The organism is Microtetraspora fusca (genome assembly GCF_001570365.1).
Taxonomy (GTDB): Bacteria; Actinomycetota; Actinomycetes; order Streptosporangiales; family Streptosporangiaceae; genus Microtetraspora; species Microtetraspora fusca.
Map to the genome: position 1 here is coordinate 117,438 of NZ_BBYK01000059.1, position 26,747 is coordinate 144,184.

24 protein-coding genes are annotated in these 26,747 nt (G+C 71.5%); 12 read left to right on the top strand and 12 right to left on the bottom strand.

The annotated features are described in order from the left end of the window. Positions 1-3 precede the first annotated feature (3 nt). The 4 genes from AWQ68_RS27750 to AWQ68_RS27765 all read right to left on the bottom strand — a co-directional run bounded on the left by AWQ68_RS27750 (position 4) and on the right by AWQ68_RS27765 (position 3,256). On the bottom strand, positions 4-1,293 hold the full coding sequence (locus tag AWQ68_RS27750; protein WP_066945438.1) for a hemolysin family protein: 1,290 nt from the start codon (positions 1,291-1,293) through the stop codon (positions 4-6). 7 nt (positions 1,294-1,300) lie between these two features. Further along, on the bottom strand, positions 1,301-1,777 hold the full coding sequence (ybeY, locus tag AWQ68_RS27755) for an rRNA maturation RNase YbeY (RefSeq protein ID WP_066945440.1): 477 nt from the start codon (positions 1,775-1,777) through the stop codon (positions 1,301-1,303). A 61-nt stretch (positions 1,778-1,838) separates the two neighbouring features. Beyond that, positions 1,839-2,858, bottom strand: a complete 1,020-nt coding sequence (locus tag AWQ68_RS27760; RefSeq protein WP_066945444.1) for a PhoH family protein — start codon at positions 2,856-2,858, stop codon at positions 1,839-1,841. 53 nt (positions 2,859-2,911) lie between these two features. Further along, the gene (locus AWQ68_RS27765; RefSeq protein ID WP_066945447.1) at positions 2,912-3,256 is read right to left on the bottom strand and encodes a histidine triad nucleotide-binding protein; all 345 of its coding nucleotides are present in this window, start codon (positions 3,254-3,256) and stop codon (positions 2,912-2,914) included. A 247-nt stretch (positions 3,257-3,503) separates the two neighbouring features. Here AWQ68_RS27765 and AWQ68_RS27770 point away from each other — a divergent pair, with 247 nt between their 5' ends. Then, a complete protein-coding gene (locus AWQ68_RS27770) occupies positions 3,504-3,983 on the top strand; it encodes a SigE family RNA polymerase sigma factor (RefSeq protein ID WP_061257740.1) in 480 nt (159 codons plus the stop codon). Then, positions 3,980-4,672: a RodZ family helix-turn-helix domain-containing protein gene (locus AWQ68_RS27775; protein ID WP_066945448.1), complete on the top strand. Its 693-nt coding sequence runs from the start codon at positions 3,980-3,982 to the stop codon at positions 4,670-4,672. The genes AWQ68_RS27770 and AWQ68_RS27775 overlap by 4 nt, the downstream gene beginning before the upstream one ends. A gap of 16 nt (positions 4,673-4,688) precedes the next feature. Here the strand turns inward: AWQ68_RS27775 and AWQ68_RS27780 are convergent, their stop codons facing one another. The 3 genes from AWQ68_RS27780 to hrcA are packed head-to-tail and all read right to left on the bottom strand — an operon-like array spanning position 4,689 to position 7,604. Continuing rightward, positions 4,689-5,429, bottom strand: coding sequence for a 16S rRNA (uracil(1498)-N(3))-methyltransferase (locus tag AWQ68_RS27780; RefSeq protein WP_066945451.1), 741 nt, complete (start codon positions 5,427-5,429; stop codon positions 4,689-4,691). 27 nt (positions 5,430-5,456) lie between these two features. Continuing rightward, positions 5,457-6,590, bottom strand: coding sequence for a molecular chaperone DnaJ (gene dnaJ, locus AWQ68_RS27785; protein WP_066945454.1), 1,134 nt, complete (start codon positions 6,588-6,590; stop codon positions 5,457-5,459). After that, complete coding sequence (gene hrcA, locus AWQ68_RS27790; RefSeq protein ID WP_066945457.1) at positions 6,591-7,604, bottom strand: heat-inducible transcriptional repressor HrcA; 1,014 nt, start codon at positions 7,602-7,604, stop codon at positions 6,591-6,593. A 162-nt stretch (positions 7,605-7,766) separates the two neighbouring features. Between hrcA and AWQ68_RS27795 the strand changes: the two genes are divergently transcribed. From AWQ68_RS27795 to AWQ68_RS42815, 3 genes are all read left to right on the top strand, one after another. Next, positions 7,767-8,468 (top strand): hypothetical protein, encoded by a 702-nt coding sequence (locus AWQ68_RS27795; protein ID WP_066945459.1) that lies wholly within the window; start codon positions 7,767-7,769, stop codon positions 8,466-8,468. 91 nt (positions 8,469-8,559) lie between these two features. Beyond that, positions 8,560-9,369, top strand: a complete 810-nt coding sequence (locus AWQ68_RS27800) for a DUF3097 domain-containing protein (RefSeq protein WP_174554154.1) — start codon at positions 8,560-8,562, stop codon at positions 9,367-9,369. A gap of 186 nt (positions 9,370-9,555) precedes the next feature. Next, positions 9,556-10,434, top strand: coding sequence for a DUF4870 domain-containing protein (locus tag AWQ68_RS42815; RefSeq protein ID WP_157545800.1), 879 nt, complete (start codon positions 9,556-9,558; stop codon positions 10,432-10,434). A 21-nt stretch (positions 10,435-10,455) separates the two neighbouring features. Here AWQ68_RS42815 and hemW read toward each other — a convergent pair whose 3' ends face one another. Beyond that, positions 10,456-11,673 carry a radical SAM family heme chaperone HemW gene (gene hemW, locus AWQ68_RS27810; protein ID WP_066945462.1) on the bottom strand — a complete coding sequence of 406 codons (1,218 nt, stop codon included), beginning with the start codon at positions 11,671-11,673 and terminating at the stop codon, positions 10,456-10,458. Positions 11,674-11,912: 239 nt separating this feature from the next. Here hemW and AWQ68_RS27815 point away from each other — a divergent pair, with 239 nt between their 5' ends. After that, a complete protein-coding gene (locus tag AWQ68_RS27815) occupies positions 11,913-13,274 on the top strand; it encodes a glycoside hydrolase family 18 protein (protein WP_245656139.1) in 1,362 nt (453 codons plus the stop codon). Between the two features lie 183 nt (positions 13,275-13,457). On the opposite strand, the gene AWQ68_RS27820 is transcribed toward AWQ68_RS27815, so the two are convergent. The 3 genes from AWQ68_RS27820 to lepA all read right to left on the bottom strand — a co-directional run bounded on the left by AWQ68_RS27820 (position 13,458) and on the right by lepA (position 16,597). Continuing rightward, a complete protein-coding gene (locus AWQ68_RS27820) occupies positions 13,458-13,778 on the bottom strand; it encodes a hypothetical protein (protein WP_157545802.1) in 321 nt (106 codons plus the stop codon). A gap of 200 nt (positions 13,779-13,978) precedes the next feature. Further along, entirely contained in the window at positions 13,979-14,662 is a 684-nt protein-coding gene (locus AWQ68_RS27825; RefSeq protein WP_066945468.1) for a GNAT family N-acetyltransferase, read from the bottom strand. 108 nt (positions 14,663-14,770) lie between these two features. Beyond that, the gene (gene lepA, locus AWQ68_RS27830) at positions 14,771-16,597 is read right to left on the bottom strand and encodes a translation elongation factor 4 (protein ID WP_084464467.1); all 1,827 of its coding nucleotides are present in this window, start codon (positions 16,595-16,597) and stop codon (positions 14,771-14,773) included. Positions 16,598-16,719: 122 nt separating this feature from the next. Here lepA and AWQ68_RS27835 point away from each other — a divergent pair, with 122 nt between their 5' ends. The 6 genes from AWQ68_RS27835 to AWQ68_RS27860 all read left to right on the top strand — a co-directional run bounded on the left by AWQ68_RS27835 (position 16,720) and on the right by AWQ68_RS27860 (position 25,306). Then, on the top strand, positions 16,720-17,712 hold the full coding sequence (locus tag AWQ68_RS27835; protein WP_066945474.1) for a glycoside hydrolase family 18 protein: 993 nt from the start codon (positions 16,720-16,722) through the stop codon (positions 17,710-17,712). A gap of 159 nt (positions 17,713-17,871) precedes the next feature. Then, entirely contained in the window at positions 17,872-18,144 is a 273-nt protein-coding gene (gene rpsT / locus AWQ68_RS27840) for a 30S ribosomal protein S20 (RefSeq protein ID WP_066945477.1), read from the top strand. Between the two features lie 388 nt (positions 18,145-18,532). Beyond that, positions 18,533-21,178, top strand: coding sequence for an FtsX-like permease family protein (locus tag AWQ68_RS27845; RefSeq protein ID WP_157545804.1), 2,646 nt, complete (start codon positions 18,533-18,535; stop codon positions 21,176-21,178). Continuing rightward, on the top strand, positions 21,175-23,691 hold the full coding sequence (locus AWQ68_RS27850; protein ID WP_066945483.1) for an FtsX-like permease family protein: 2,517 nt from the start codon (positions 21,175-21,177) through the stop codon (positions 23,689-23,691). Before AWQ68_RS27845 ends, AWQ68_RS27850 begins: the two co-directional genes overlap by 4 nt. 14 nt (positions 23,692-23,705) lie before the next feature. After that, positions 23,706-24,626 (top strand): ABC transporter ATP-binding protein, encoded by a 921-nt coding sequence (locus AWQ68_RS27855; RefSeq protein ID WP_084464468.1) that lies wholly within the window; start codon positions 23,706-23,708, stop codon positions 24,624-24,626. Next, a complete protein-coding gene (locus tag AWQ68_RS27860) occupies positions 24,623-25,306 on the top strand; it encodes an ABC transporter ATP-binding protein (RefSeq protein WP_066945489.1) in 684 nt (227 codons plus the stop codon). The genes AWQ68_RS27855 and AWQ68_RS27860 overlap by 4 nt, the downstream gene beginning before the upstream one ends. A 45-nt stretch (positions 25,307-25,351) precedes the next feature. Here AWQ68_RS27860 and holA read toward each other — a convergent pair whose 3' ends face one another. Then, on the bottom strand, positions 25,352-26,317 hold the full coding sequence (gene holA / locus AWQ68_RS27865; protein WP_066945534.1) for a DNA polymerase III subunit delta: 966 nt from the start codon (positions 26,315-26,317) through the stop codon (positions 25,352-25,354). Positions 26,318-26,747: the final 430 nt, after the last annotated feature.

Sequence of the window (26,747 nt, forward strand, 5' to 3'; positions counted from 1 at the left end):
ACATCAGTCCTGTTCGACGCGGGCGCTCACGGCGTCACCCTCGACCGGCTCGACCCGGCGCACCACCACGGTGCTGATCCGGTTGCGGCGGCCCGCGAGGCTCTCCGCGATCAGCCGCAGCCCATCGACGGTGGCCTCGGAACCCGCTATCGGCACCCGGCCGAGGGCGTGCGCGAGCAGCCCGCCGACCGTGTCCACGTCGTCCACGTCGATCTCGACGTCGAAGAGCTCGCCCAGCTCGTCGACCGGCAGCCGCGCCGTCACCCGCACCGACCCGTCGTCCAGCCACTCGACCGGCGGGATCTCCTGGTCGTACTCGTCGGTGATCTCGCCGACGATCTCCTCGATCACGTCCTCGATCGTCACGAGGCCGGCGGTGCCGCCGTACTCGTCGATCACGATGGCGAGGTGGATCTGCCGCGCCTGCATCTCGCGCAGCAGGTCGTCGATCGGCTTGCTGTCCGGCACGAACGTCGCGGGACGCATCAGCTCCTGGACCCGGGCGGCGCCGTCGCCGGTCTCCTGCATCCGGCGCACGATGTCCTTCATGTAGGCGATGCCGACGACGTCGTCCTCGTTCTCGCCGGTCACCGGGATGCGGGAGAAGCCGCTGCGCAGGGCCAGCGAGAGCGCCTGGCCCAGCGTCTTGTGCCGCTCGATGATGACCATGTCCGTACGGGGGACCATGACCTCGCGCACCAGCGTGTCGCCCAGCTCGAAGACCGAGTGGATCATCTCGCGCTCGTCCGGCTCGATAACCCGGCGCTCCTCGGCGAGGTCCACCAGGTCACGCAGCTCGGCCTCGGAGGTGAACGGCCCCTCGCGGAAGCCCTTGCCCGGCGTCAGCGCGTTGCCCAGCAGGATCAGCAGCTTGGGCAGCGGGCCGAAGATCCGGGTCAGCCCGTACACGATGGGCGCGCCGGCGAGCGCCACCCGTTCGGCGTGCTGCCGGCCCAGCGTGCGCGGCGACACCCCGACGATCACATAGCTGACCAGGACCATCACGACCGCCGCGGCGGCGTACGCCTGGCCGCGGTCGCCGAGCCAGTCGATGAACAGCAGCGTCGCGATCACCGTCGCGCCCAGCTCACAGATCAACCGCAGCAGGAGCAGCAGGTTGAGGTAGCGCGGCGGGTCCTTGACGATCGCCTGCAGCCGCAAGGCGCCGCGCCGGCCCTCCTTGACGAACTCCTCGGCGCGTACGCGGGAGATGCGCGACAGCGCCGTCTCCGCGCTCGCGATCAGGCCGCCGACCACGATCAGGACGACGGCCGAGATCAACCAGCCGTTCATCGGTCGCTCACCGCTTCCCGCGCGACTCCCGCCACGACTCGAGCAGCTCGCCCTGGAGCCCGAACATCTCGGCGTGTTCCTCGGGCTCGGCGTGGTCGTAGCCGAGCAGGTGCAGGATGCCGTGCGTGCAGAGGAGCTCCAGCTCGTCCTGCGTGCCGTGCCCGGCCTCGGACGCCTGCCGGGCGGCCACCTGGGGGCAGAGCACCACGTCGCCGAGGAGCGCCGGGTCCGGGGACGCGTCCTCGTCCCGGCCGCCGCCCTGCCCCGGGCGCAGCTCGTCCATCGGGAAGGCGAGCACGTCCGTGGGGCCGGGCTCGCCCATCCACTGCTCGTGCAGCTCGGCCATGGCCGGCTCGTCGACGATCAGGATGGACAGCTCGGCCAGGGGGTTGATCCCCATCTTGCCCAGGACGTGACCGGCCAGCTCCGCGAACACCGCCTCGTCGACCTCGACGCCCGACTCGTTGGCGACCTCGACACTCACCGGTTCTCCTCGCTCCGCGGCCCGGACAGGGGGCGCGGGCCGCGCCGTTCCGTTCTCTCGCTCACCGTCTCCCCCGGGGACGCTTGTCCATCGTCTTCGGATCCGAGGCCATCGCCGCGTCGTACTTGCCGTACGCGTCGACGATGTCGCTCACCAGGCGGTGACGGACCACGTCGGCACTGGTCAGCCGGCTGAAGTGGATGTCGTCGATGCCGTGGAGGATGTCCTGGACGACCTTGAGGCCGCTGTCCTGCCCACCAGGGAGGTCGATCTGCGTCACGTCACCGGTGACGACGATCTTGGAGTTGAACCCCAGCCGGGTCAGGAACATCTTCATCTGCTCGGGCGAGGTGTTCTGCGCCTCGTCCAGGATGATGAACGCGTCGTTCAGCGTGCGCCCGCGCATGTACGCCAGGGGCGCGACCTCGATCGTGCCCGCCGCCATCAGCCGCGGGATCGAGTCGGGGTCGAGCATGTCGTGCAGCGCGTCGTAGAGCGGCCGCAGATAGGGGTCGATCTTCTCGTACAGGGTGCCCGGCAGGAAGCCCAGCCGCTCCCCCGCCTCGACCGCGGGCCGGGTCAGGATGATGCGGTTGACGTGCTTGTTCTGCAGGGCCTTCACGGCCTTGGCCATGGCGAGGTACGTCTTGCCGGTGCCGGCCGGCCCGATGCCGAACACGATCGTGTGCTTGTCGATCGCGTCGACGTACCGCTTCTGGTTGACCGTCTTGGGGCGGATCGTCCGGCCGCGCGCGGAGAGGATGTCCAGGGACAGCACCTCGGCGGGGCGGTCGCTGGTCATCTTCAGCATCGCGATGCTGCGCTCGACGGAGTCGACGGTCAGCTCGGCGCCCGAGCCGACCAGCTCCACCAGTTCCTCGAAGAGCCGCACGACGAAGCCGCTCTCCTCGGGCGAACCGGTGATCGTGATCTCGTTGCCGCGCACGTGGATGTCGGCGCGGAAGGCCTTCTCGATGACCCGCAGCAGCTCGTCCTGCGAGCCGAGCAGGCTGATCATCGGCTGTCCCTCGGGGATGAGGACCTTGGCCTGGGTCTGGTTCGTGGTCTGTGACTCGGACATGGGTGGCCGTTACGGCCTGCTCGCCTCCCTAGTTCCTACGGTCATGCTATCCGTTAGCCGGGAGGCCACGTCAGGCCACGGCCACCCAGCACATGCGCGTGAACGTGGAACACGGTCTGCCCTGCGCCCACGCCGGTATTGAAAACGACGCGATATCCGCTCTCGGAGACGCCCTCCTGAAGGGCCACGTCGTGGCATGCTTTGAGAACGTCGTCGGCGAGGCCGTCGTCCGCCTGGGCGAGCGCCGCGGCATTCGCATGATGCGACTTGGGGACGACCAGGACGTGTGTGGGCGCTTGGGGGTTGACATCGCGGAACGCCAGCGCCCGCTCGGTCTCCAGGACGATGTCGGCGGGAATTTCCCTGGCGACGATTTTGCAGAACAGGCAGTCGGTCACGACCGAGAAGCGTAGCCGTTGCCAATCAGTGATGTCGTTGAAAGATCCCCCAGATAGTGTGAATGTGCGACACTGCACCGACAAAAACACCCCTAGTGTCGGGCGAGGACACAACTGGGTCATGCCCTCTAATGATTCGGAAGAGCGTAAACCCCCCGGGGAGGACGAGCGTCCTACTGACGTGACCACCGAGACCCTCGTGGCCGACAGGTCGCTGGGGGCGGTGCCCGTCGGATGGGACGCCGACATGGCCGTGACCGCGCTCTACAGCGCGCACTATCGGTCACTCGTGCGTCTCGCCGTGCTGCTGGTCCGCGATGTGGCCAGCGCCGAGGAAGTCGTGCAGGACGCGTTCGTCGCCATCCACGGGGCCTGGCGGCGGCTGCGCGACACCGACAAGGCACTCGCCTACCTGCGCCAATCGGTCGTCAACCGATCTCGCTCAGTGCTGCGCCACCGCGCCGTCGTGGAGAAGTACGCTCCAAAGGGGCTCCCCGACGCGCCGAGCGCCGAGAACGGCGCGATCGGCGAGCTCGAGCGATCCGCGGTCATCGAGGCTCTGCGCCACCTGCCCACCCGGCAGCGCGAGGCACTTGTCCTGCGCTACTACGGTGACCTGTCCGAGGCTGAGATCGCGCACGCGATGGGCATCAGCAAGGGCGCGGTGAAGAGTCACACGGCCCGCGGCATGGCCGCCCTACGGATGGCACTGGAGCAGTTCTCATGACCTTCCCCACCGACGACGAGTACGGCGAGATCCTGCGCCGTGCCATGCGGGCGGAGGCGGACTCGGTCGTTCCGTCGCCCGAAGGGCTCGACATCATCCGGCGCCGCATCGATGAGCGGGGCACCCGCGGCCTGCGCGGCCTGTTCTGGTGGCGCATCGGCGCCTCGGTCGCCGGGGCGGCGCTGGTGGCGGGCACCGTCGTGATGCTCGTCCCCGACCTGCGCACCCAGGTGATCCACAGCACGGTCTCCAACACCGGGGACGACTCGCGGCTCCCCGACACCTCGTCGGTGCAGCGCCCTCCGAGGGTCAACAACGAGCCGCCTCCCGTCACCGGCCCACCGACGCGGAGCGACGAGCCCTCGGCCACGGCCGTGGCGACACCGCGTACCAGCGCTCCGGCCGCGGCCAGGCCGTCGCCGTCCCCGAGCGACCCGTGCGCGAGTCCGGAGACGACGGGCCAGGTCGTCGAGCCGAACCCCTCCGGCTCCCCGGCGTGCCCCACGGCGGAGACGCCGACGCCGCCGGTCGGGCCGTCCGCCGGTCCCACGCCGAGCCGTACGCCAGCCGGGTGCTCCGGCAGGCATTGCGAGACGCCCACGCCGAAGCCGTCGCCCTCGCCGACCGCGAGCCCGTCGGACAGCGACATGGTCACCCCGGAGCCGGTCGCCGAGTCGCCCTCGGCGTAGCGGCCTGGCGCGGGGGTCACCAGCGGCCGCTGCGTGACAGCAGCACGGCAGCGGCGGCCACCCCCGCCGTCGAGGTGCGCAGCACCGTCGGGCCCAGCAGGGTGGGTACGGCCCCCGCCGCCCTGAAGGCGGCGATCTCCTCGTCGGTGATGCCGCCCTCGGGGCCCACGATCACGACGACGTCGCCGTCGTCGGGCAGAGCGAGGCCGCTCAGCGGCCGGGCGGCCTCCTCGTGCAGCACGACGCCGAGCGCGGCCCCGGTGAGCAGGTCGGCGACCTGTGCGGTCGTCGCCTGCTCAGTCACCTCGGGCAGGTGGAAGCGGCGGGCCTGCTTGCCCGCCTCGCGCGCGGTGCTGCGCCAGCGGGCGAGCGCCTTGCCGGCCCGCTCGCCCTTCCACTGCGTGACGCAGCGGGACGCGGCCCACGGGACGATCACGTCCACGCCCGCCTCGGTCATCATCTCGACCGCGAGCTCACCCCTGTCGCCCTTGGGCAAGCCCTGGACCACGACCAGGCGCGGGCGGGCCGCCTCCACCTCGTACCGCCGGAGCACCTCGGCGGTGAGCGAGTCCTTGGCCACGTCGCGGACCACGCACTCGGCGACCTGGCCGGCGCCGTCCGTCAGGTCGATCCGCTCTCCCGGGCGGAGCCTGCGTACGGCGGCGGCGTGCCGCCCCTCGGGGCCGTCCAGCAGGACGCGGTCGCCCTGACCGGACGCGGCCGCCGACAGATCGGCGAGGAACACGGGAACGCTCATGACGTCACCAGTCGCGCGGGCCCGGCCTCAGCGGCCGTTGAACGCGTCCCTCAGCCGGGAGAAGAACCCCTGCTGGCCCGGGGAGAACTTCCCCGGCGACCGCTCCTCGCCGCGCAGCTTGGCCAGCTCACGCAGCAGCTCCTCCTGCTGCGCGTCGAGCTTGGTGGGCGTCTCGACGTTGACATGGATCAGCAGGTCGCCCCGGCCGGTCTCGTTGAGCCGCTGGACGCCTCTGCCGTACAGGGGGATCACCTGGCCGGCCTGGGTGCCGGGACGCACGTCGATCTCCTCGGCACCGTCCAGGGTCTCGATCGTGAGGGAGGTGCCCAGGGCGGCGGCGGACATCGGGATCTGGACCGTGCAGTGCAGGTCGTCGCCGCGCCGCTCGAAGATCGCGTGTGCACGCTCGGCGATCTCCAGGAAGAGGTCGCCGGGCGGGCCGCCGCCGGGGCCGACCTCGCCCTCGCCGGCGAGCTGGATGTGCGTGCCGTCCTCGACGCCCGCCGGGATGCGGACCTTGATCGTACGGCGGGTTCGGACCCGGCCCTCGCCCGAGCACTCCAGGCAGGGGTTGCGGATGACGCTGCCGTAGCCGCCGCACTGCGGACACGGCCGCGAGGTCATCACCTGGCCGAGGAACGAGCGGGTGACCTGCGACACCTCGCCCCGGCCGTGGCACATGTCGCACGTGTCGGGGTGGGTGCCCGCGGCGGCGCCGGAGCCGTGGCACACGTCGCACAGCACCGCGGTGTCGACCACGATCTCGCGGGTGGTGCCGAACGCGGTCTCCGCCAGGTCGAGCTCGACCCGGATCGTCGCGTTGCGGCCGCGCCTGGCCCGGGAACGCGGCCCGCGGGCGCCTCCGGCGCTGCCGAAGAAAGCGTCCATGATGTCGCTGAACGGGAACCCTGCGCCGAACCCGCCGGCCCCGGCACCCGCGCCGGAGCTGAACGGATCGGCTCCGAGGTCGTACATCTGGCGCTTGTTGGTGTCGGACAGGACCTCGTAGGCCTGCGTGATGTCCTTGAACCGCTCCTGCGTCTCCGGGTCAGGATTGACGTCCGGGTGCAGCTCGCGGGCAAGGCGGCGATAGGCCTTCTTGATCTCTTCCTGGCTGGCGTCCCGCCGGACCCCGAGGGTCGCGTAATAGTCCTTGGCCACTTACGACCCCGCCAGGATCTGGCCGACGTAGCGCGCCACCGCGCGCACCGCACCCATGGTCACCGGATAGTCCATTCGCGTCGGGCCCAGCACTCCGAGCCGGGCCAGTTCCTTGTCGCCCGAACCGTACCCCGCGGCCACGATCGAGGTGCCGCGAAGCCCGGTGTACGGGTTCTCGGAGCCGATCCTCACGGTCAGCCCCGGCAGGTCGCCGGTCTCGCCGAGCAGCCGCATCAGCACGACCTGCTCCTCCAGCGCCTCAAGCACCTCGCGCAGGCCGACGCTGAAGTCGGCGGCCGCGAGGTTCGCGGCGCCGGCGAAAACAATCTTCTCTTCGTGCCGCTCGACCAGGGTCTCGAGCAGCACCGACAGGATGGTCGCCGCCACCGGCCGATCCTCGATCGGCAGCCTGTCGGGGAGCTCCGCCACCGTCTCCGGCACGTCGGACAGGCCGCAGCCGTCCAGGCAGGAGTTCAGCACGGCGCGCAGGTGGGCGATCCGGTCGTCCGCCACGGCCTCGGGCACCTCGATCACCCGCTGCTCGACCCGGCCGGTGTTCGTGATCAGCACCAGCATGACCCGCCGCTCCGCCACCGGCACGATCTCCACGTGCCGGACCGTCGAGCGGGTCAGTGAGGGGTACTGCACGACGGCGACCTGCCGCGTGAGCTGGGCGAGCAGCCGAACCGTCCGCATGACGATCTCGTCCAGGTCCACGGCGCCGGCGAGGAAGGTCTCGATCGCCCGGCGTTCCGCCGCGGACAGCGGCTTGATCTGCGAGAGGCGGTCGACGAACAGGCGGTATCCCTTGTCCGTCGGCACCCGTCCCGCGCTGGTGTGCGGCTGGTGGATGTATCCCTGCTCCTCCAGCGCCGCCATGTCGTTGCGGATCGTGGCCGGCGAGACACCGAGGTTGTGCCTGTCGGTGAGAGCCTTGGAGCCGACCGGCTCATTGGTGGACACGTAGTCCTCGACGATGGCGCGGAGCACGGCCAGCTTGCGTTCGTCGAGCAAAGTGTCACCTCCCTGTGCATCGGGAAACACGCTGTCTGGCACTCCGTGTTCCCGAGTGCCAAGTGTACGGCTACCGCCCACGGGGTGCGATAACACCAATCGGGCCGATTACACAAGCCGCCCGCAATCGCCTCACAAGTTGTCCTTTCTAGGGTCCCGGTCATGACCGACAACCAGACCCCCTTCCCCGGTGACGCCCACGCGCCGTCACCGCCGTACGCGCAGGCCATGCCGCCACTGGGCGCCGCCGGCACCGGAGGGCCGTACGGCCCTCCACAGGAGGGGCCGTACGCGCCGGGCGGGTACGGCCCGCCACCGTCGCCGGGCCCGGTGCGGCCGCGGATCCTGTGGATCGTCATCGCCTGGGTGATCTTCGTCGTGCTGCTGATCCTGGGCGTGGCCGGTTTCGCCCGCGGGCTGGGCTCCGCCGTCAAGGACGCCGCCTCGCTCACGACGTTCAGCGCGGGCGAGTCGGTGAGCGTGCGGCTCGACCCGAAGGACAGGCCCGCGATCTACGCCGCGGCGGAGCAGGCGGCGGACGTGAGCTGCACGGTCGAGGGCGCGCCGGGCCTGGACATCCGCCTCACCCGGCCGAGCGCCGCCCAGAGCATCACGTACGACGGCACCACCTGGGAGATGGTCTTCCAGATCGGCGCCCCGACCGCGGGCGACTACCAGGTCTCCTGCACGGGCGAGGGCGTCAGGTTCGGCGTCGGCAAGGAGATCATCGGCAGCGTGGGCAAGGTGGTCGGCGGCGCGGTCGCGATGATCGCCCTCCCCTCGGTGGGCTTCCTGATCGCGATCGTCGTCACCATCGTCGTGCTGGTCCGGCGCGCGGGCGCCCGTAAAAGGGCGATGCGCTGACCGCCCCGCGGTTGTGCTCAGGTGCCCGTGGGAAGGAGGCAGCGCGCCGGACTCCGGCCCGCGGATGCCCGATTTTGCTAGCGTTCCCGCCATGTATGGGCAGGACGTGCTTTCCGGAGACTGGCGACGGCCCGGCAGAGGGAAGATCCCCGAGGTGCCCGCGGAGCGGGATCTCGTGGTGGAGGACGCCGAGGGCCGTTTCTGCGGCGCCGTGGTGGCCTGCGACAAGGAGGCCGTCACCCTGGAGGACCGGTTCGGCCGGCGCCGGGTCTTCCCGCTCGCGCCCGCCGCGTTCCTCCTGGAGGGGCGGCCGGTGACGCTGGTACGGCCGTCCGAGGCGCCGGACGGGCCGCGGCGCAGCGCCTCCGGGTCGATCGCCGTCGAGGGCCTGCGGGCGCGGGTGGCCCGGGAGAGCCGGATCTACGTGGAGGGCGTCCACGACGCGTCCCTGGTGGAGAAGATCTGGGGCCACGACCTGCGGGTGGAGGGCGTGGTCGTCGAGTTCCTCGAAGGCGTCGACGACCTGCCCGCGATCGTGGCGGAGTTCGCGCCCGGCCCCGGCCGCAGGCTCGGCGTGCTGGTCGACCACCTCGTCCCCGGATCGAAGGAGAGCCGCATCGCCGCGCAGGTGGCCGGCGCGGACGTGCTGGTCGTGGGCCATCCGTATGTGGACATCTGGCAGGCGGTCAAGCCGTCCGTCCTCGGCGTCCCGGCCTGGCCCGAGGTGCCGCGCGGCGTCCCGTGGAAGGAGGGCGTGATCGCCGCGCTCGGCTGGCGGATGGAGCCCTCGGACGCGTGGCGGCACATCCTCGGCCGCGTGACGGCGTACACGGACCTGGAGCCGGAGTTGCTCGGCCGGGTCGAAGAGCTGATCGACTTCGTCACCGAACCGGGCGACTGACCCGTACTTGGAGCGCGTCCGGACGACCGGAGGGTGTGGCGCGACATCGAGGACCCCCGTCGGCCTCGTCGAGCGCAGCGCGCGGCAAGGCCGCCCACAGCGTGGGTCCGGCGACGGGAGCGAGGACCGCCCGACCCGGGCCGCGGCCGTTAGTGTCGAGTAAGGACAACGCAAAGGGAGGGCGGCATGACCGGCGATCCGCAGGGGCCGTACGGAGGCGAGATCGGGCACGAACGCTCCGGTCAGGGCGAGTCCGGACGTGCGACGCCCGGCCAGGGCGCTCCGGGCACGCCTGGACATGCGACTCCTGGCCAGGGCGCCGGCGGGCCGGGACCGCAGACCCCACCTTCGGGCGCCGGCGGACCGGGATCGGACACTCCATCTGGGAGCGCCGGCGGGCCGGGACCCGAGACCCCGCCTCAGGGCGTCCCCGGCCACGGCTCCACCGATTACGAGAACCCCGGCTATGGCGCTCCCGGTTACGACGCCCCCGGATACGACGCCCCCGGTTACGACGCCCCCGGTTACGGCACTCCCGGTTACGGCGCTCCGGGATACGGGCCGGGCCAGGGGATGCCCTACGGCGCTCCCGGTGGCCCGGGGTACACGTCCGGGTACGACGTGCCCGGCCATCACGGGTACGGCGCCCCGGGGTACGGCTACCGCGCCGCCGGGCCGTATGTGCCGGGGCAGTACGGTCCCCGGCCGGGCACCGACGACACCAACATGGCGATGCTCGCCCACCTCTCCGGGCTGGGGAACCTCATCGCCTGGCCGCTCGGCGCGGTCGGCTCGCTGGTGATCTACATGACGCGGAAGGACCAGTCGCCGTACGTCCGGGACCAGGCGGCCGAGGCGCTGAACTTCTGGATCACCGCCACGATCGCGTTCATCACCGTGACGGTGGTCTCGACCGTGCTGTCCGTGGTCCTGATCGGGGTCCTCGGGTACCTGCTGCTCCCGGTCATCTGGGTGTACACGCTCGTCGTGGGGATCATGGGCACGATGGCGGCCAACCGCGGGGAGAACTACCGCTATCCGATGACGATCCGCCTCGTCACCTGATCACGCGCGGGGGCTCCCCGATCAGGCCAGGTCGCGGATCAGGGCGTCGGCGAGGAGCCGGCCGCGCAACGTCAGCACGACACGGCCGCGCTTGAACGACTCGACCTCGAGCAGGCCGTCGGCCAACGCCTTGGCGCAAGCCGTACGCGCGGACGGCCGCACGTCGGCGAGCGGGAACCCGGTCACGAGCCGGAGCTCCAGCATCAGCCGCTCGACCGCCTGATCGTCCTCCGTCAGCACCTCACGGGCGTAGCCGGGCGACTCCCCCGCCGCCAGCCGATGCGCGTACGGCGCGGGGTGCTTGACGTTCCACCACCGGGTGCCCCCGACGTGGCTGTGCGCGCCCGGTCCGACGCCCCACCAGTCGCCGCCCGTCCAGTACAGGAGGTTGTGGCGGCAGCGCGCCTCGTCCGAGACCGCCCAGTTGGAGACCTCGTACCAGCGGAACCCGGCCGAGGTGAGCATCTCCTCGGCGATGAGATAGCGGTCCGCGGCCACGTCGTCGTCCGGCATCGGCAGCTCGCCGCGCCGGATCCGCGCCGCCAGCCGGGTGCCGTCCTCGACGATCAGCGAGTACGCCGAGACATGGTCGGGACCGGCGGCCAGCGCGGCGTCGAGCGAGGCCCGCCAGTCCTCGTCGGTCTCGCCGGGCGTCGAGTAGATCAGGTCCAGGTTGACGTGGTCGAACCCCGCCTTCCGGGCCTCCTGTACGGCCGCGCCGGCCCGGCCCGGCGTGTGGCGGCGGTCGAGCACGGTGAGCACGTGCTCGCGGGCGCTCTGCATGCCGAAGCTCATCCGGGTGAACCCGCCCTCGCGCAGGACCTCCAGGGACCGCTGGGTGACGGACTCGGGGTTGGCCTCCGTGGTGACCTCGGCCCCCGGAGCCAGCCCGAACTCCTCGTCCACCGCGTGGAGGATGCGGACGAGGTCCTCGGGTGGGAGCAGGGTAGGCGTGCCTCCGCCGAAGAACACGGTTTCCACGGGCAGCTCGGCGTCGCCGAGGACGCGCCGGGCGAGCCGCACCTCCTCGATCGCCGTCGAGGCGTAGTCCCGCTGGGAGGCGCCGGGCCCGAGCTCGGCGGCCGTGTACGTGTTGAAGTCGCAGTACCCGCACCGGGTGAGGCAGAACGGCACGTGGATGTAGAAGCCGAACGGGCGGGAGCCGAGGCCGTCGAGAGCGCTGGAGGGCAGCTCACCGGAGGCCGGGATCGGATCCCCGTCGGGAAGAACGGAAGGCACGCCTCCAGTCTGCCGGTTCCCATCCGGTGCCCTCGCCCCTCCTCCCCTCTGGCCGACCCTCCACTCGGTTTCCCGGTCCTCTCCGCCGCCGCGGTCGCCCGCCTGGGCGCCTCGCTCCCGGACGCGGCGTCCACGGCGAAGGTCTCCGGTTCCCGGCGGTGGGGAGCATTGACCGCCACGTCCCCCGGGGCTACGATCCAGCAAACTTTAAGGAAAGTTTACTAAGAGTAGGGAGCAACGTGCGTCGACTCCTTCTCGCCGTGGCCCTGGCCACGGGGATCGCGGCGACCGCCGCCTCCTCGCCCGCGCTGGCGGCGCAGGCCCGAACAGCACAGGACGACCCGGCGGCACCGGCCGTCTCCACGGCGGACGTCTCCGCGGCCGGCGACGCGCAGGCCGAGGCGGCACGAGGCCGGACGGGCGGGCACGACCGTTACAAGCGCGTCGGCTACTTCATCCAATGGGGCGTCTACGGGCGGAACTTCCAGGTCAAGGACCTGGAGACCAGCGGCGCCGCCGCCAAACTGACCCATGTCAACTACGCCTTCGGCTTCGTCGGCGCGGAGGGCACGTGCTACTCGGCCGACCCGTGGGCCGACTGGCAGCGCGGCGTCCCCGCCGAGCAGAGCGTGGACGGGGTCGCGGACGGCGACGACCAGGCGCTCAAGGGGAACCTCAACCAGCTCAGGAAGCTCAAGGCCAAGCACCCGAACCTCAAGGTGCTGATCTCGCTCGGAGGATGGTCCGGGTCCAAGTATTTCTCCGACGCGGTGCTCACCCCGCAGTCGCGCGCGAAGCTCGCCGCGTCCTGCGTGGACCTGTGGCTGAAGGGCAACCTGCCGGACCTCCCCCAGGGCGCGGCGGCCGGCGTCTTCGACGGCATCGACCTCGACTGGGAGTGGCCCGGCTCCGCCGGGAACGACGGAAACGTCATCCGGCCCGAGGACAAGCAGAACTTCACGCTGTTCCTGGCCGAACTCCGGCGGCAGATGACGGCCGCCAACCGGGACTCCGAGCTGACCGCCTTCCTCCCTGCGGCGACGGCGAAGATCGACGCGGGGTTCGAGGTGGCGCCGGTCTTCCGCCTGCTCGACTTCGCCACGGTCCAGGGGTACGACCTGCATGGCTCCTGGGAGCTGCGGACCGGCCACAACGGCAACCTGCTGACCGACCGGAAGGACCCGAACCCGGTGCGGTACAGCGTCGACCAGACCGTCCGGGACTACGTGTCGCGCGGCGCGCCCAAGAACAAGATCGTCGTGGGCGTCCCGGCGTACGGGCAGGGGTGGACGGGCGTGCGCTCCAGCGGCAGCGGGCTCTACGCTCCGGCGACCGGTCCCGCTCACGGCACCTTCGGTGACGGCACCGAGGACTACAAGATCCTCGCGGCCAAGCCGGGCAAGCGGTACCGCGACCTGCTGACCGGCACCCTGTGGCTCTATGACGGCAACGAGTTCTGGTCGTACGACGACCCCGCGGTCCTCCTGGAGAAGGCGGCCTACATCCGCCTCAAGGGCCTCGGCGGCTCGATGATGTGGTCACTGGATCAGGACGACGCCAAGGCGTCCCTGACCTCGGCACTCTATTCCGTGCTGCGCTGACCGCCCCCGCGCCGCGGCGGCCGGTGTGCCTGGGTTCACACTGGCCGCCGCCTCTCCCCGGCGTCGATCCGATGCCGTGACGCACCACCTCAGGGAATCGGCGCGAGCTCTCCCCGCTCCGCTCGCCGCGTGCCGCGCCCGAGAAGGGCCTCCCCGGGCGACCCGGTGCGCGGCGGGCGGCTCTCACAGCCGCTCGGGCACGAGGGGCCGGGGCGGGACGAGGGGTTTCGCGAGGGCCGCCAGTTCGAGCAGCGGAGCGAGAACGGCCTGCCGGGGATCTTCTCCCGGATCGTCTGGCGGCCGGAAGCACGTGGCGGCCGCGTCGAGCACGGCCGTGATCACGGTCGAGTCCGGGAACGGGATCTCGATCCCGACGGTGCCGTCCTGATCGGGCGGGGAGTCCCCGGCGTGGAGCCGAAGAATCCGCTGCGCCTCCACGGCCATGGCCACGCCGAACATCGCGGCGCGCATGAACCGCTCGGCGGCGTGAGCATCTGCGATCATTTCCGACCTCCGAATCGCACAGGCGTTCGATCCGAAGGTATGCCAGGGGACCGACATTTTCCGCCGAATCACGGTGATCGGCATCGCCAGGTTCCGCTTACCTCACCGACACCGAGGCCGCGCCTCCCACGCCCTCGAACCACCCGGCTCCAGCACGCCGAACGCCTCTTAAGGACCGGGAGCCGAGGGGCCGGCGTGGATCAGGAAGATCCGAGCAGGAAGACGTGGCTGTTCATCCCGACGTACGTGATCGTGCGGTCGTGCCGCATGCCGATGCGCTCGGCCACCTTGAGCGAGGAGAGGTTGGAGTCGCGGATGATCGCCACGATCGGCACGCCGGGAAAGCGCTCCCGGCCGACGGCGAGGGCCGCCGCGGCCATCTCCGGGGCGTACCCGCGCCCCCAGGCGGAGGGGCGGAAGCGGTAGTAGAGGTTGAGCACCTCCTCGCCGTCCAGCTCGTGGAAGCGGAGCCCGCCGAAGCCGAGCACCTCTCCCCCGGCTCCCGGGGCCGCCTCCTCGCCCCGTCCTGACAGCATCCGGTCCCGGTTCCCGAGGTGTTCTCCGATCCCCCTCGCGTCCTCGGTTGTCCGGCGCGCCGCCGTGGCACGGGCTCGCGCGGGCGTCCCGGATTCTCCGGCGCGGGCGGCAGGGGTCTCCGCGGCCTCTTGCGGGGTTCTCGCTCGGACGGCCCAGTAGCCGATGCCCCGCTCGCGCCAGTCCGCTATCCACCCCTGCAGGCGGACCCGGCTCGCCCGCTCGTCGGCGTCGGGGCCTGAGGGGCGGTGACGACTGGTCTCGGGATCGGCGTGAACGGCGCACACCTCGGCGATGTCGCCGATCACCGGACGCCGCAACCCCAGGCGCTCGGTTCGCAGGACGACCACGCGGGCTCCCCTGTCCACCGCCGATCCGCCCGCGAGATCCGTTCCCGAAGGACCCGCCACAACACCACGATGGCCGGGCGCGCGGGCCACCGGCCCGCGCGCGCCGCGTCACTTCTTCGGCTTGTCCGCCGACGGTGTCTCGGTCGAGAGGGCGGCCACGAACGCCTCCTGCGGCACCTCGACGCGGCCGACCATCTTCATCCGCTTCTTGCCTTCCTTCTGCTTCTCCAGCAGCTTGCGCTTACGGCTGATGTCGCCGCCGTAGCACTTGGCGAGGACGTCCTTGCGTATGGCGCGGATGTTCTCGCGGGCGATGACGCGGGCGCCGATGGCGGCCTGGATGGGCACCTCGAACTGCTGCCGCGGGATGAGGTCCTTGAGCTTCTTGGCCATCTCGACGCCGTACGAGTAGGCCTTCTCGCGGTGGACGATCGCGCTGAAGGCGTCGACGGCCTCGCCCTGCAGGAGGATGTCGACCTTGACGAGGTCGGCGGACTGCTCGCCCAAGGGCTCGTAGTCGAGCGAGGCGTAGCCGCGCGTCTTCGACTTGAGCTGGTCGAAGAAGTCGAAGATGATCTCGCCGAGCGGCAGCGTGTAGCGGATCTCGACCCGGTCCTCCGACAGGTAGTCCATGCCCTGGAGGTTGCCGCGCCGTCCCTGGCAGAGCTCCATGATGGCGCCGATGAACTCGGAGGGCGCGAGCAGCGTGGCCTTGACCACCGGCTCGTGGATCTCGGCGATCTTGCCTTCGGGGAACTCGGACGGGTTGGTGACGGTCAGCTCACGGCCGTCCTCCATGACCACCCGGTAGATCACGTTGGGCGCGGTGGAGATGAGCGACAGGTTGAACTCGCGCTCCAGCCGCTCGCGCACGATCTCCATGTGGAGCAGCCCGAGGAAGCCGCAGCGGAAGCCGAACCCGAGCGCGGCCGACGTCTCGGGCTCGTAGACCAGGGCGGCGTCGTTGAGGCGCAGCTTGTCGAGGGCCTCGCGCAGCTCGGGGTAGTCGTCGCCGTCGATCGGATAGAGCCCGGAGTAGACCATGGGCTTGGGGTGCTCGTAGCCGCCGAGCGCGTCGCCGGCCGACCTGGACGCGCTGGTGACGGTGTCGCCGACGCGCGACTGGCGGACGTCCTTCACGCCGGTGATGAGGTAGCCCACCTCGCCGACGCCCAGTCCGGCGGACGGCATGGGCTCGGGCGAGATGACGCCGATCTCCAGGAGCTCGTGCTGGGCGCCGGTGGACATCATGAGCAACCGCTCGCGCTTGGAGAGCTGGCCGTCCACGACTCGTACGTACGTGACGACGCCGCGGTAGGTGTCGTAGACCGAGTCGAAGATCAGCGCGCGGGCGGGCGCGTCGGCGTTGCCGACGGGCGCGGGGATGGTCTCGACGACGTGGTCGAGCAGTTCCGCGACGCCGATGCCGGTCTTGCCGGACACGCGCAGCACGTCGGACGGCTCACAGCCGATGAGACCGGCCAGCTCCTCGGCGTACTTGTCCGGCTGGGCGGCGGGCAGGTCGATCTTGTTGAGGACCGGGATGATGTGCAGGTCGGCGTTCATGGCCAGGTAGAGGTTGGCCAGCGTCTGGGCCTCGATGCCCTGGGCCGCGTCGACGAGCAGGATCGCGCCCTCGCACGCCTCCAGCGACCGGGACACCTCGTACGAGAAGTCCACGTGGCCGGGCGTGTCGATCATGTTGAGCACGTGGCCGTTCCACGGAAGCCGCACGGCCTGCGACTTGATCGTGATGCCGCGCTCTCGCTCGATGTCCATGCGGTCGAGGTACTGCGCGCGCATGGAGCGGTCGTCGACCACACCGGTGAGTTGCAGCATCCGGTCGGCGAGAGTGGACTTGCCATGGTCGATATGCGCGATGATGCAGAAGTTGCGGATCAACGCGGGGTCGGTCTGGCCAGGCTGAGTGCGCACCGGGGTCCGTTTCAACAGGGTTTGTGACTGCGAGCGACGGATCGGGCCACACCGTCTCCGGATCGGCCCTGTCTCCCGTCATCGACTGGCGAACCAGCCAACCTCCATGGTGGCATGTCCGGATGCTTGCCTTGACCATCACCAAGCGGGTGATCAGGTGGACCGCGATCGTCCTGGCCGTCCTGCTCGGCGCCGGGCTGATCGCCGCGGCGGCGTTACGCCTGCAGTTCACCGGCTCTCCGGCCGCCTGGGCCCGGAGCACGGGCAACGACGCCGTCTGGATGGGACACGCGTGGGTGGACGGCCGCCGCACCGCCGCCGACGTCGACGCCCTGGCCGTACGGCTGGGCTCCGTCAAGGACGTGTACGTCCACAGCGGTCCGTTCTCCTACGACGGCACGCTATCTACCGACAAATACCCCAACGCCAGAAATTTCTTGAAGTGGTGGAAGGAGCGGCACCCGGGGGTGCGGGTGTCCGCCTGGCTGGGGCAGCGCCTCGACCCCGGGTTCCTCGATCTGAGCGATCCGGCGACGAGGAAGCGGGTCGTGGCCGGAGCCAAGGCGCTCGTCGATCTCGGCTACGACGGCATCCACTACGACTTCGAACCGGTGCCCGACGGCGACCCGGACTTCCTCGACGTGCTCCGCGCCACCCGCGAAGTCATCGGCTCGCGCCCGCTGTCGGTCGCCACCCAGCAGCTCGAGCCGCTGCCCGGCGCCGCGCTCCCCGCCCGCCTGGCGATCGGCCACGAGAAGTACTGGAGCCGCGACTACTTCCGCCGGGTGACCGATCTCACCGACCAGGTCGCGATCATGACGTACGACTCCTGGACCTTCCTCCCCTCGCTCTACGGTGGCCACGTCGTACGGCAGGCCGACATCGCGCTGGACCTCGTGCCCGAGGACAAGACCCTGCTCATCGGCGCCCCGGCGTACCACGACCATGTGGGCGACTACGCGGAGAGCGTGGCGACGGCGGCGGAGGGCACCCGGCTGGCCCTGACCGACCACGGCCCCCGCGAGAAGGTGGGCCTGGCGATGTACGTCGACTTCGCGTCCACGGAGGAGGACTGGCGAGAATACGACGCGTCCTGGGTCAGGCCGCACACCTGACGGCGCCGGTCCGGGTTAGGATTGCGGCGCAGGTGCCCACACGTTCGCTCGATTTGAGCGATATCACAGGCTGTTGGTATCCTGTTCAACTGCGTGTGGCGCGCCCTCTCTCGAGCCCGCGCGCCCCATCCGACCAAGACTCACACCGAGGCTTTCTTCGTGGCGAACATCAAGTCCCAGATCAAGCGCAACCGGCAGAACGAGAAGGCCCGGCTGCGTAACAAGGCTGTCAAGTCCTCCCTGAAGACGGCGGTCCGCAAGTTCCGCGAGACCGCTGACCAGGGCGACGTCGAGGCGACCCTGGCCGCCCTGCGCTCCGCGAGCCGTCAGCTCGACAAGGCCGTCAGCAAGGGCGTCATCCACAAGAACCAGGCCGCCAACCGCAAGTCGGCGATCGCCAAGCGCGCCGCCGCCCTGCAGGCCGCCAAGTAGCCCACTCCGTCGCCCGCTTCGTCGCGGGCACGCGGATGTGTTACGCCGCATCCCCTCCCTGGGGGTGCGGCGTTTCGGCGATTTCGCCGCGTTCTCGCATCCCTCGGCTCGCCCGCGCGTTTCCGCGTGCCGGCGCGTCTCCCGACCGGTAAAACCGGAAAGCCGACCGCTCCCCGCTTTCGCGCGTTCTCCCGCGTTACCGCGGTTTCCGGTCGCGCCAGGCGTATAGCAGAGAATTGCGCACGACCTAGTCGGGAAATGTCACGATTTCGATATCACATCGGGATCGCCGCCCCGCATCGACTCCATCACCGATCTTTCTGGCGCTTCGCCGGTCGCCCTAAGGTGAGGCGACCGAGAGGTTCTCCGCCGAGCCAGAGGACGGTACATGAGGGGGCGGACACCGCTGGTATTCCGGCGCGCACTGAGCGAACCGCTCCTGTTGGCGGCGGCGTTCGGCTCGATCCTGCTCGCCACGACCACGCTGGTCGCCCTCATGACGTACGCCGCCTCGGTGACCGACCTGGGCGTGCGGCAGGCGGTCGAGACGGCGCCGCTCACCCTCACGTCCACCACCGTCACGTCCTCGGTGAAGGCCGACGACCACGCCCGCATCGACCGGACGGTCCGCGACGGCATCACGCGCGGGTACGCCGCGGTCCCCCACCGCGTGGTGAGCGGCGCACGCTCCGACTCGTACGCGATGCCGGGCCAGGAGGGGCGCGAGCGGCCCGACCTGACCCGGTTCGCCACGTACGACGACCTGCGGGAGCGCGCTGATCTGGTCGCGGGCGCGTGGCCGGCCGAGAGCCCCGCCGGGACGGCGAAGACGGTGGAGGCCGCGCTCTCCCAACCCGCCGCCGAGGCGATGCGGGTGACCCCGGGCGGCGAGCTCGCGGTCGTCGGCCGGCTGGACGGCGGCACGGTCAAGGTCAAGGTCACCGGGGTCTTCCGCCTGCGCGCCTCCGACGGTGACCGGTGGGCGGGCGACGAGCTGCTCCGCAACGGCAGCCAGGTCGGCGACTACACCACGTACGGGCCGCTCGTGGTCCCCGCGACGACCTTCGTCAGCCGGTTCGCCACGAGCGTCTCGGCGACCTGGACGGCCCTGCCCGACCTGAGCGGCCTGACCCGTGAGGATCTGCGTCCCCTGGCCGCGTCGGTCACCGGCATCGCGACCACGCTCCGGGACGGATGCGCGGGATGCACGGTCTCCACCGGCCTTCCCGCGATGCTCACCCAGCTCGACCGGGCCGCCCTGGTCGCCCGCTCGACGATGCTGATCCCGGTGTTGCAGCTCCTGGTGCTCGCCGCGTACGCGCTGACGTTGACGGCGCGGCTGCTGTCCGACCACCGCCGGATGGAGGTGGCGCTGCTGCGGTCGCGCGGCGCGGGATCGGTACGGCTGGCCGCGCTGGCGGGCGGCGAGGCGCTGCTGGTCGCGCTGCCCTGCGCGGTGGCCGCGCCGTACCTGGCGCCGCCCCTGCTCGCGCTGGTCGGCGGCACCGGGACGCCGCTGTGGCGGAACCCCGGCGCGACGACCTTCGCCGTCTCGGTCGCCGTGGCGCTGGCCTGCGCGGTGCTGCTCGCACTCCCCGCGGTGCGCGGGGCGCGCAGAACGTACGTCGAGGAGCAGGGGGCGCGCGGACGCGGCGACCGGCAGGGCATCCTCCAGCGGGCCGGAGCCGACCTGGCGCTGCTGGTGGTGGCGGCGCTGGCGATCTGGCAGCTCCAGCGCTACGGCGGGCCGGTGACCGAGACGACCGGCGGCGATCTGGGCATCGACCCGCTCATCGTGACCGGCCCCGCGCTCGCGCTGCTCTGCGGCGGCCTGCTGGGCCTGCGGCTGGTGCCCCTCTTCTCCCGGCTCCTTGAGCGGGCGACGACGCGGCGGCCCGGCTTCGCGGCCGCCGTCGGGGTGCGCCAGGTGAGCAGGCGGCCCGCTCGTTACTCGGGGCCTGCGCTGCTGCTGACGATGGCCGTCGCGATCGGGGCGCTGTCCCTGGCCACCTCGGCCACCTGGGGGCGGTCGCAGGACGACCAGGCCCGGCATCTGGCCGGCGCCGACCTGCGGGTGACCGCCGGGCAGGGGGACACGGCGGACGGCTTCTCCGCGCTGCCCGGTGTCACCGCGCTCACGCCGGTCCACCGCGTACGGGCCTCCATGGGAGGCGGCGACGTCGATCTCCTCGCGGCGGACGCGGCCCGGCTGCCGGAGGTCATGCTGCTGCGTCCGGATCTGTCCGATCTGCCGCTCGCCACGCTGGCCGCACATCTCGTCCCGAACAGCCCCGCCCTGCCGGTCGTGGTCACCGACGACCTGGCCAAGGAGCGGAACCTCGTCATCGGCACGTCGCCCGTCCCGATCGACGTGGTGGGGACCGTACGAGCCATGCCGGGCACGCCCGCGGGCGCCTCGGCCGTCCTCGCCGACCTGACCGCGCTGCGCACCGTCACCAAGGCCCCGGCCAAGGCGACGGAGTGGTGGCTGGCCGCCTCCGGCCACGACACCTCGGCCGCCGCGGCGGCGCTGGCGAAGCGGGGGGCGAGCGTGACCGAGGTGGCCGCCCTCACCCGGCAGCTCAGGGACGATCCGCTGGCGGGCGGGCTGCGGGGTGCGCTGGTTCTCGGCTTCGTCGCCGCGCTCGCTTTCGCCGTGCTGGGCTTCCTGGTGAACGCCGCCGTGTCCGCGCGCGAGCGCAGGTCGGAGTTCGCCCTGCTCGGGGCGCTCGGCGTCGGCTTCCGGCAGATGCTCGGCCTGCTCGCCGTCGAGCAGTCGTTCGTCATCGGGCTGTCGCTGGTCGGAGGCGTGCTGCTGGCGGCCGCGGTCGCGCTGGCAGTGGTGCCGTCCATCGTCCTGACCGGGCAGGCGACGGCGGTGACGCCGCCGGTGGTGCTGGACATCCCGTGGCCGGGCGTCGCCGCGCTCGGCCTCGGGGTCGGGGCGGTGCTTCTGGCGGTCATATTCGGGCTGGCCCGCTCGCTGCACCGGCGCGGGCCCGGCGGCGTGCTGCGTTCGGGGGAGGACCGATGATCCGGCTGCTCGCGGCCCACCGGGGTACGGCGGCCCTGCTCGCGCTGCTCACGCTGACCGCGTCGCTGCTGGTGGCCGGGGTCCCCAGAGCACTGGAGGCGTCGCTCGACGAGAGCGCGGCGACCATGCTACGGACCTCGCCCCCGCTGACCACGGCGCTGACCGTCGTGCTGGAGAGCACCTACAGCTCCGACGTGCCGGACGGCGTCGAAAAGGTGACGCAGGCGAACGATCTCTGGCGCGCAGCGCTGCCGCCGAACGTGCGGTCCGTTCTGGACCACACCGCGAGATTCGGCTACAGGACAGCCTGGCTGCAGATCTCGGCGACGCGGCACCGTTACGTGTCTCTCGCCTGGGCCAACGACGTCGCCCCCCAGATCCGGTACGTCGCGGGCAAGGCCCCCGGCCCGAGCGACTCGCCGAAGCGGTTCGAGATCGCCCTCGCGACCGAACCCGCCGCAGCGTTCGACCTCAAGCTCGGCGACACGATCGAGTTCGAGGGGTACCAGGGCGTGATCACCGGTCTCTGGGAGCCGCTGACCCCCGGCGGCACGTTCTGGAACTCCTACCACTCCGGGATGTCGGAGGTCGTCAAGCGGCGCCCACCGCTCTCCGAGGAGACCGACCTGTTCATCACCGCCCTGGCCGACGGCAACGCCCTGGCGAAGGGGAAGATGGATCGGCTCTACAACTGGACCTACCAGGTGAACCCGACGGCGATCACCGCCCGCAACGCACGGGACGTGCTCGACGGGGTGGCCGACGCGGGACGGGAGGTGGCCGGCGGCCCGCGAAGCGTCTCCGTCGCCACCGGGCTCCCCATCCAGGGCATGGGCACCTCCCTCGTCACCGGGCTCGACCAGCTCATCAAGGAATTCCTCGACCGGCTCGCCACCACCCGCGCGCTGATGGCCGTACTGCTCGGCGGCCTCGCCGTGGCCTGCTTCGGCACGATCGCACTCGCCGTACGGCTCCTCGGCTCCCGGGCGCACGGCAGCCTCACGCTGATGCGGGCGCGCGGCGGGTCGCTGCGGCAGATCACCGTGGTCGGCGGCGGGGCGATCGCGCTCGCCGTGGCGCCCGCCGCCCTGGTGGGCGCCGGGCTCTCGCTGCTGGTGCCCGGGCCGTCCCTGCCGATCCTGCTCGCCGGTCCGGTGGCGCTGGCCGTCGCGGCGATCGCGTACGGCTGCGTCCAGACGGCGCGCGCCCACCGGCAGCCGATCGCCGAGAGCAGGGACGACGTGGTGACGCGCCGGCCGTCTCCGCGGCGGATCGCGCTGGAGGTCCTGATCGTCCTGCTCGCGGCCGGAGGCGTCCAGCTCCTGCGGACCCGCGGCCTGGGCGACGACCCGTTCATGATGGTGGTGCCACCGCTGCTCACCGTGGCCGCCGCGCTGGTGGCGCTGCGCGTCTACCCGTTCCCGCTCCGGCTGCTGCTGCGCCTGGCCGCCCGCCGCCGGGACGCCGCGCCGTACCTGGGGGTGGCCATGGCGGCGCGGGCCGCGACGGGTGCGACCCTGCCGGTGCTGACGCTGCTGCCCGCGCTCGCGATCTGCGCGTACGGCTCCGTGACCGCCGACGGACTCGCCACCGCGCAGCGGCTCGCCGCGTGGCAGCAGGTCGGGGCTGAGATCCGGGTGCAGCGGTCGGAGGGCTTCCCCGCCGATCTGATCGAGCGGATCCGCCGTACTCCCGGGGTGGAGCAGGTCGTCCCGGCGGCGGTCGGCCAGACCAACGCCGAGGTGGGGTTCACCGGCCGCGACACCGCCGTCGTGGCGGTCGACCTGGACGCCTACCGGAAGCTGATGGCGGGCTCCCCGCTGGACATCCCCCGGCCAGCCGCGGGCGGGGCGCTCGTGTCGTCCGACCTGGCCGCGATGTCGAGCTTCGACATCACCTGGCCCGAGCGGATGACCGTACAGCCCAAGGGCAAGATCGCCTCGCTGCCCGGGGTGGACAACGCCTCCGGACTGGCGCTCATCGTCCTCCCCGCCCAGCCGAAGTACACGAACACACTGCTGGTCAACGGCGACGCCGAGGCGGTCAGGAAGGCCGTGCCCGCGGGCACCGTGGTGCGCACCGTGGAGGACGCGCTCGCGGAGATCACCTCGGTGCCGCTCGTCTCCAGCCTGGTGACAGGGCTGCGCGTCGTCACGTTGTCCCTCGCCGCGTACGCGCTGGCCGCGGTGGCCATCATGCTGGTGTCCGGGGCGGCGGAGCGGGCCCGCGCGCTGACGCTGCTGCACGCGATCGGACTGACCCGCCGCCAGGCGAAGGGCATGACGGTCCTCGAAATCGGCCCGGTGCTCGTCCTCGCCGTTCTCGCCGGGCTCGCGCTCGGGCTCGGCCTGCCCACGCTGCTCGGGGACGGCATCGACCTGTCCGCGTACGCCGGGCTGCCGTTCGGCGACTATCCGATCGACCCGGTCACGCCCGCCCTGCTGGCCGGCGGGGTGGCCGTCGTCGCCCTCGCGGGCGTCTACCTTGGAGGCAGCCGTGCAAAGTCTCGCTGACCTGGGAGGCAGCCGTGCACAGTCTCGCTGATCTGGAGGCACAGGCCGGAGCGGCGAAACCCGCGTTCGGCGCGGCCGCCCACATCCTGTGCGACAACCTGGTGCGCATCTACAAGACCGAGGGCGTCGAGGTGGTCGCCCTGCAGGGACTCGACCTGCTGATCGACAAGGGCGAGCTGATCGCGATCGTCGGCGCGTCCGGGTCGGGCAAGTCGACGCTGCTCAACGTGCTGTCCGGGCTGGACGTCCCGACCGCCGGGCTGGCCCGGGTCGCCGGCATGGACCTGCTGTCGATGACCGCCAAGGACCGGCTGCGGTTCCGCCGCTCGGTGGTCGGGTTCATCTGGCAGCAGACGGCGCGCAACCTGCTCCCCTACCTCACCGCGCAGGAGAACGTGCTGCTGCCCATGCGGCTGGCGACCGGGAAGGCGGACCGGGCTCGGGCGGGCGAGCTGCTCGACCTGCTCGGCGTGGCCGACTGCGCCGGACGGCGTCCCGGCGAGATGTCGGGCGGCCAGCAGCAGCGCGTCGCGATCGCCGTGGCGCTGGCCAACGCGCCCGAGGTGATCCTGGCCGACGAGCCGACCGGCGAGCTCGACAGCGACACCTCCGAGGAGGTCTTCGGCGCGCTGCGCCGGGCCAACCGGGAGCTCGGCGTCACCACCGTCATCGTCACGCACGACCCCATGGTCGCCGACGAGGTGGACCGTACGATCGGCATCCGGGACGGGCGGACGTCCAGCGAGACGCTCCGCCGTACCTCCGAGGACGGCGGCGTGATCGCCGAGGAGTACGCCGTGCTCGACCGGGCCGGCCGGCTGCAGCTCCCGCGTGACTTCATGACCGCGCTGGACATGGAGCGCCGGGTACGGCTGGAGCTCGAACGCGACCACATCGGGGTGTGGCCCGCCAACCAGGGAGACGAGCAGTCATGACCGATCGACCGCTGGTCGTCGTCGAAGGCGTGCGCAAGGTCTACCCCAAGGGGGTCGAGGCGCTGCGGGGAGTGTCGTTCGAGGCGTACCCGGGTGAGCTGGTCGCCATCCGCGGCCGGTCCGGCTCGGGGAAGACGACGCTGCTCAACATGGTCGGCGGCCTGGACCGGCCGGACGAGGGCCGGATCGAGGTCGCCGGGCAGACCGTGACCGAGTTGCCCAAGGCCGCCCTGCTGGAGCTGCGCCGGGACGTGATGGGGTTCGTGTTCCAGTCGTTCGGGCTGATCCCCGTACTGTCCGCGGCCGAGAACGTCGGGGTGCCGCTCCGTCTGGCCCGCGCACCGGTCGCCGAGCGGGAGCAGCGGGTCCGGATCCTGCTCAGCCTGGTCGGTCTGGGCGATCACATGAACCAGCGGCCGTACGAGCTGTCCGGCGGGCAGCAGCAGCGGGTGGCCATCGCCCGCTCGCTGGCGAACCGGCCCCGGCTGCTCATCGCCGACGAGCCGACCGGGCAGCTCGACTCGCACACCGCGCTCCAGATCATGCAGTTGCTCCAGGCGCTGGTCCGCAGCGAAGGGGTGACGGCGCTGGTCGCCACCCACGACCCCAAGCTGATCACCCTCGCCGACCGCGTACTGGAGCTGCGCGACGGCGCCATCCTGCAGGAAACCGCCGTCTGAGCCACCCGTCCTCCGCGACGAGTCGGGGTCGAGGGCGGGCTCGGATCAGCGGCCGGTGCGGCTCGCGACGATGATCTGCACCGCCCGTTCCAGGGCGTACGCCGGGTCGGTGCCCGCTCCCTTCACCTGCTCGTCGGCGACGGCGACGGCCTGCATGGCCCGGGAGATGCCGTCCTGACCCCACCCACTGAGCTGGCGCTTCACCCGGTCGATCTTCCATGGGGGCATCCCGACGTGGCTGGCGAGCTGGCCGCCCCGGAGGTTGCGGGGGGCGCCGCCGACCTTGGCGAGCGACCGCAGGCCGCCCGCGAGGGCGCTGACGATCAGCACGGGCGCCACCCCCGTCGCCAGCGCCCACCGGAGCTGTTCGAGCGCTTCGCCGAGCCGCCCTTCGATGGCCAGGTCGGCGATGGTGAATCCGCTGACCTCGGCCCTGCCTCGGTGGTACCGGGCGACCGCGGCCTCGTCGATGCTCTTGCCCTCGGTGTCGAAGGCGAGCTGGCTGCAGGCGGCGGCGAGCTCACGCAGATCGCTCCCGACCGCGTCGAGAAGCGCCTGCGCGGCGGCGGGCGAGATCGACCGGCCGGCCCGCTTGATCTCCCCCTTGATGAAGTCCAGCCGCTCGGCGGGCTTGGTCAGTTTGGAGACGGTGACGACGTCCGCTCCGGCCTTCTTCACGCCGTCGACGAGCGCCTTGCCCTTCACACCGCCCGGATGCGCCAGCACGAGCACCGCGTCCTCCGCCGGATGGGCGGCGTACTTGACGACCTCGGCGATGACGTCCTTGGTGAGGTCCTGGGCGGACCGGATCACGATCACGGATCTCTCGCCGAAGAGAGAGGGCGAGGCCAGTCCGATGAGCTCTCCGGTCTCGACCTTCCCGCCGACCAGGTCGTGGACCTCGGCCCCGGGATCGTCTGCGCGCACGGCCGCCACGACGGATGAGACCGCCCGGTCGGCCAGGAGTTCCTCGTCGCCGACGACCAGGGTCACGGGTGCTGGAGTGGCCATGCCTGGCAGCATGCCACGCTCAGCCCCGCCGCCGGGAATCGGACCGCCCCTTCTTCACATGGGTAAGCGGGGCCATGAGTAAGCGGGGCGATGGGTAAGCGGGGCGATGGGTAAGCGGGGCGATGGGTAAGCGGGGCGCCTCGCCCGTAGAAGGCAGATCGCCCCCGCCGGGGTCGGATCGCTGCTCGCCCGCAGAAGGGGCAGATCGCCCTCACTGGGGTCGGATCGCTGCCCGTATCGGGAAACGGGACGCACTCTCTCCTCCACCCGGACTCGGAGCGCCCCCTGAAGACCGACCTCCTCCCCGCGGTTCCGGTTCCGCGCAAGGTCGTCCCGGGGCATTCCTGCGTCTCCTGCTCCTGGTCGGTCCCACGGCTCCGGCACGTCCAACCTGGTCGACGCGCTCGTCTGGGCGGTGGGCGGTGGGCGG

Bases quoted from the DNA above. Each gene is read 5' to 3' on its own strand.
- AWQ68_RS27850 (WP_066945483.1), top strand. From the start codon at position 21,175: ATGATCCGGCTGCTCGCGGCCCACCGGGGTACGGCGGCCCTGCTCGCG.
- AWQ68_RS27775 (WP_066945448.1), top strand. From the start codon at position 3,980: ATGACCTTCCCCACCGACGACGAGTACGGCGAGATCCTGCGCCGTGCC.
- AWQ68_RS27860 (WP_066945489.1), top strand. From the start codon at position 24,623: ATGACCGATCGACCGCTGGTCGTCGTCGAAGGCGTGCGCAAGGTCTAC.
- AWQ68_RS42815 (WP_157545800.1), top strand. From the start codon at position 9,556: ATGACCGGCGATCCGCAGGGGCCGTACGGAGGCGAGATCGGGCACGAA.
- AWQ68_RS27780 (WP_066945451.1), bottom strand. From the start codon at position 5,429: ATGAGCGTTCCCGTGTTCCTCGCCGATCTGTCGGCGGCCGCGTCCGGT.
- AWQ68_RS27845 (WP_157545804.1), top strand. From the start codon at position 18,533: ATGAGGGGGCGGACACCGCTGGTATTCCGGCGCGCACTGAGCGAACCG.
- AWQ68_RS27760 (WP_066945444.1), bottom strand. From the start codon at position 2,858: ATGTCCGAGTCACAGACCACGAACCAGACCCAGGCCAAGGTCCTCATC.
- AWQ68_RS27800 (WP_174554154.1), top strand. From the start codon at position 8,560: ATGTATGGGCAGGACGTGCTTTCCGGAGACTGGCGACGGCCCGGCAGA.
- AWQ68_RS27795 (WP_066945459.1), top strand. From the start codon at position 7,767: ATGACCGACAACCAGACCCCCTTCCCCGGTGACGCCCACGCGCCGTCA.
- AWQ68_RS27770 (WP_061257740.1), top strand. From the start codon at position 3,504: ATGGCCGTGACCGCGCTCTACAGCGCGCACTATCGGTCACTCGTGCGT.
- AWQ68_RS27835 (WP_066945474.1), top strand. From the start codon at position 16,720: ATGCTTGCCTTGACCATCACCAAGCGGGTGATCAGGTGGACCGCGATC.
- holA (WP_066945534.1), bottom strand. From the start codon at position 26,317: ATGGCCACTCCAGCACCCGTGACCCTGGTCGTCGGCGACGAGGAACTC.
- AWQ68_RS27750 (WP_066945438.1), bottom strand. From the start codon at position 1,293: ATGAACGGCTGGTTGATCTCGGCCGTCGTCCTGATCGTGGTCGGCGGC.
- AWQ68_RS27820 (WP_157545802.1), bottom strand. From the start codon at position 13,778: ATGATCGCAGATGCTCACGCCGCCGAGCGGTTCATGCGCGCCGCGATG.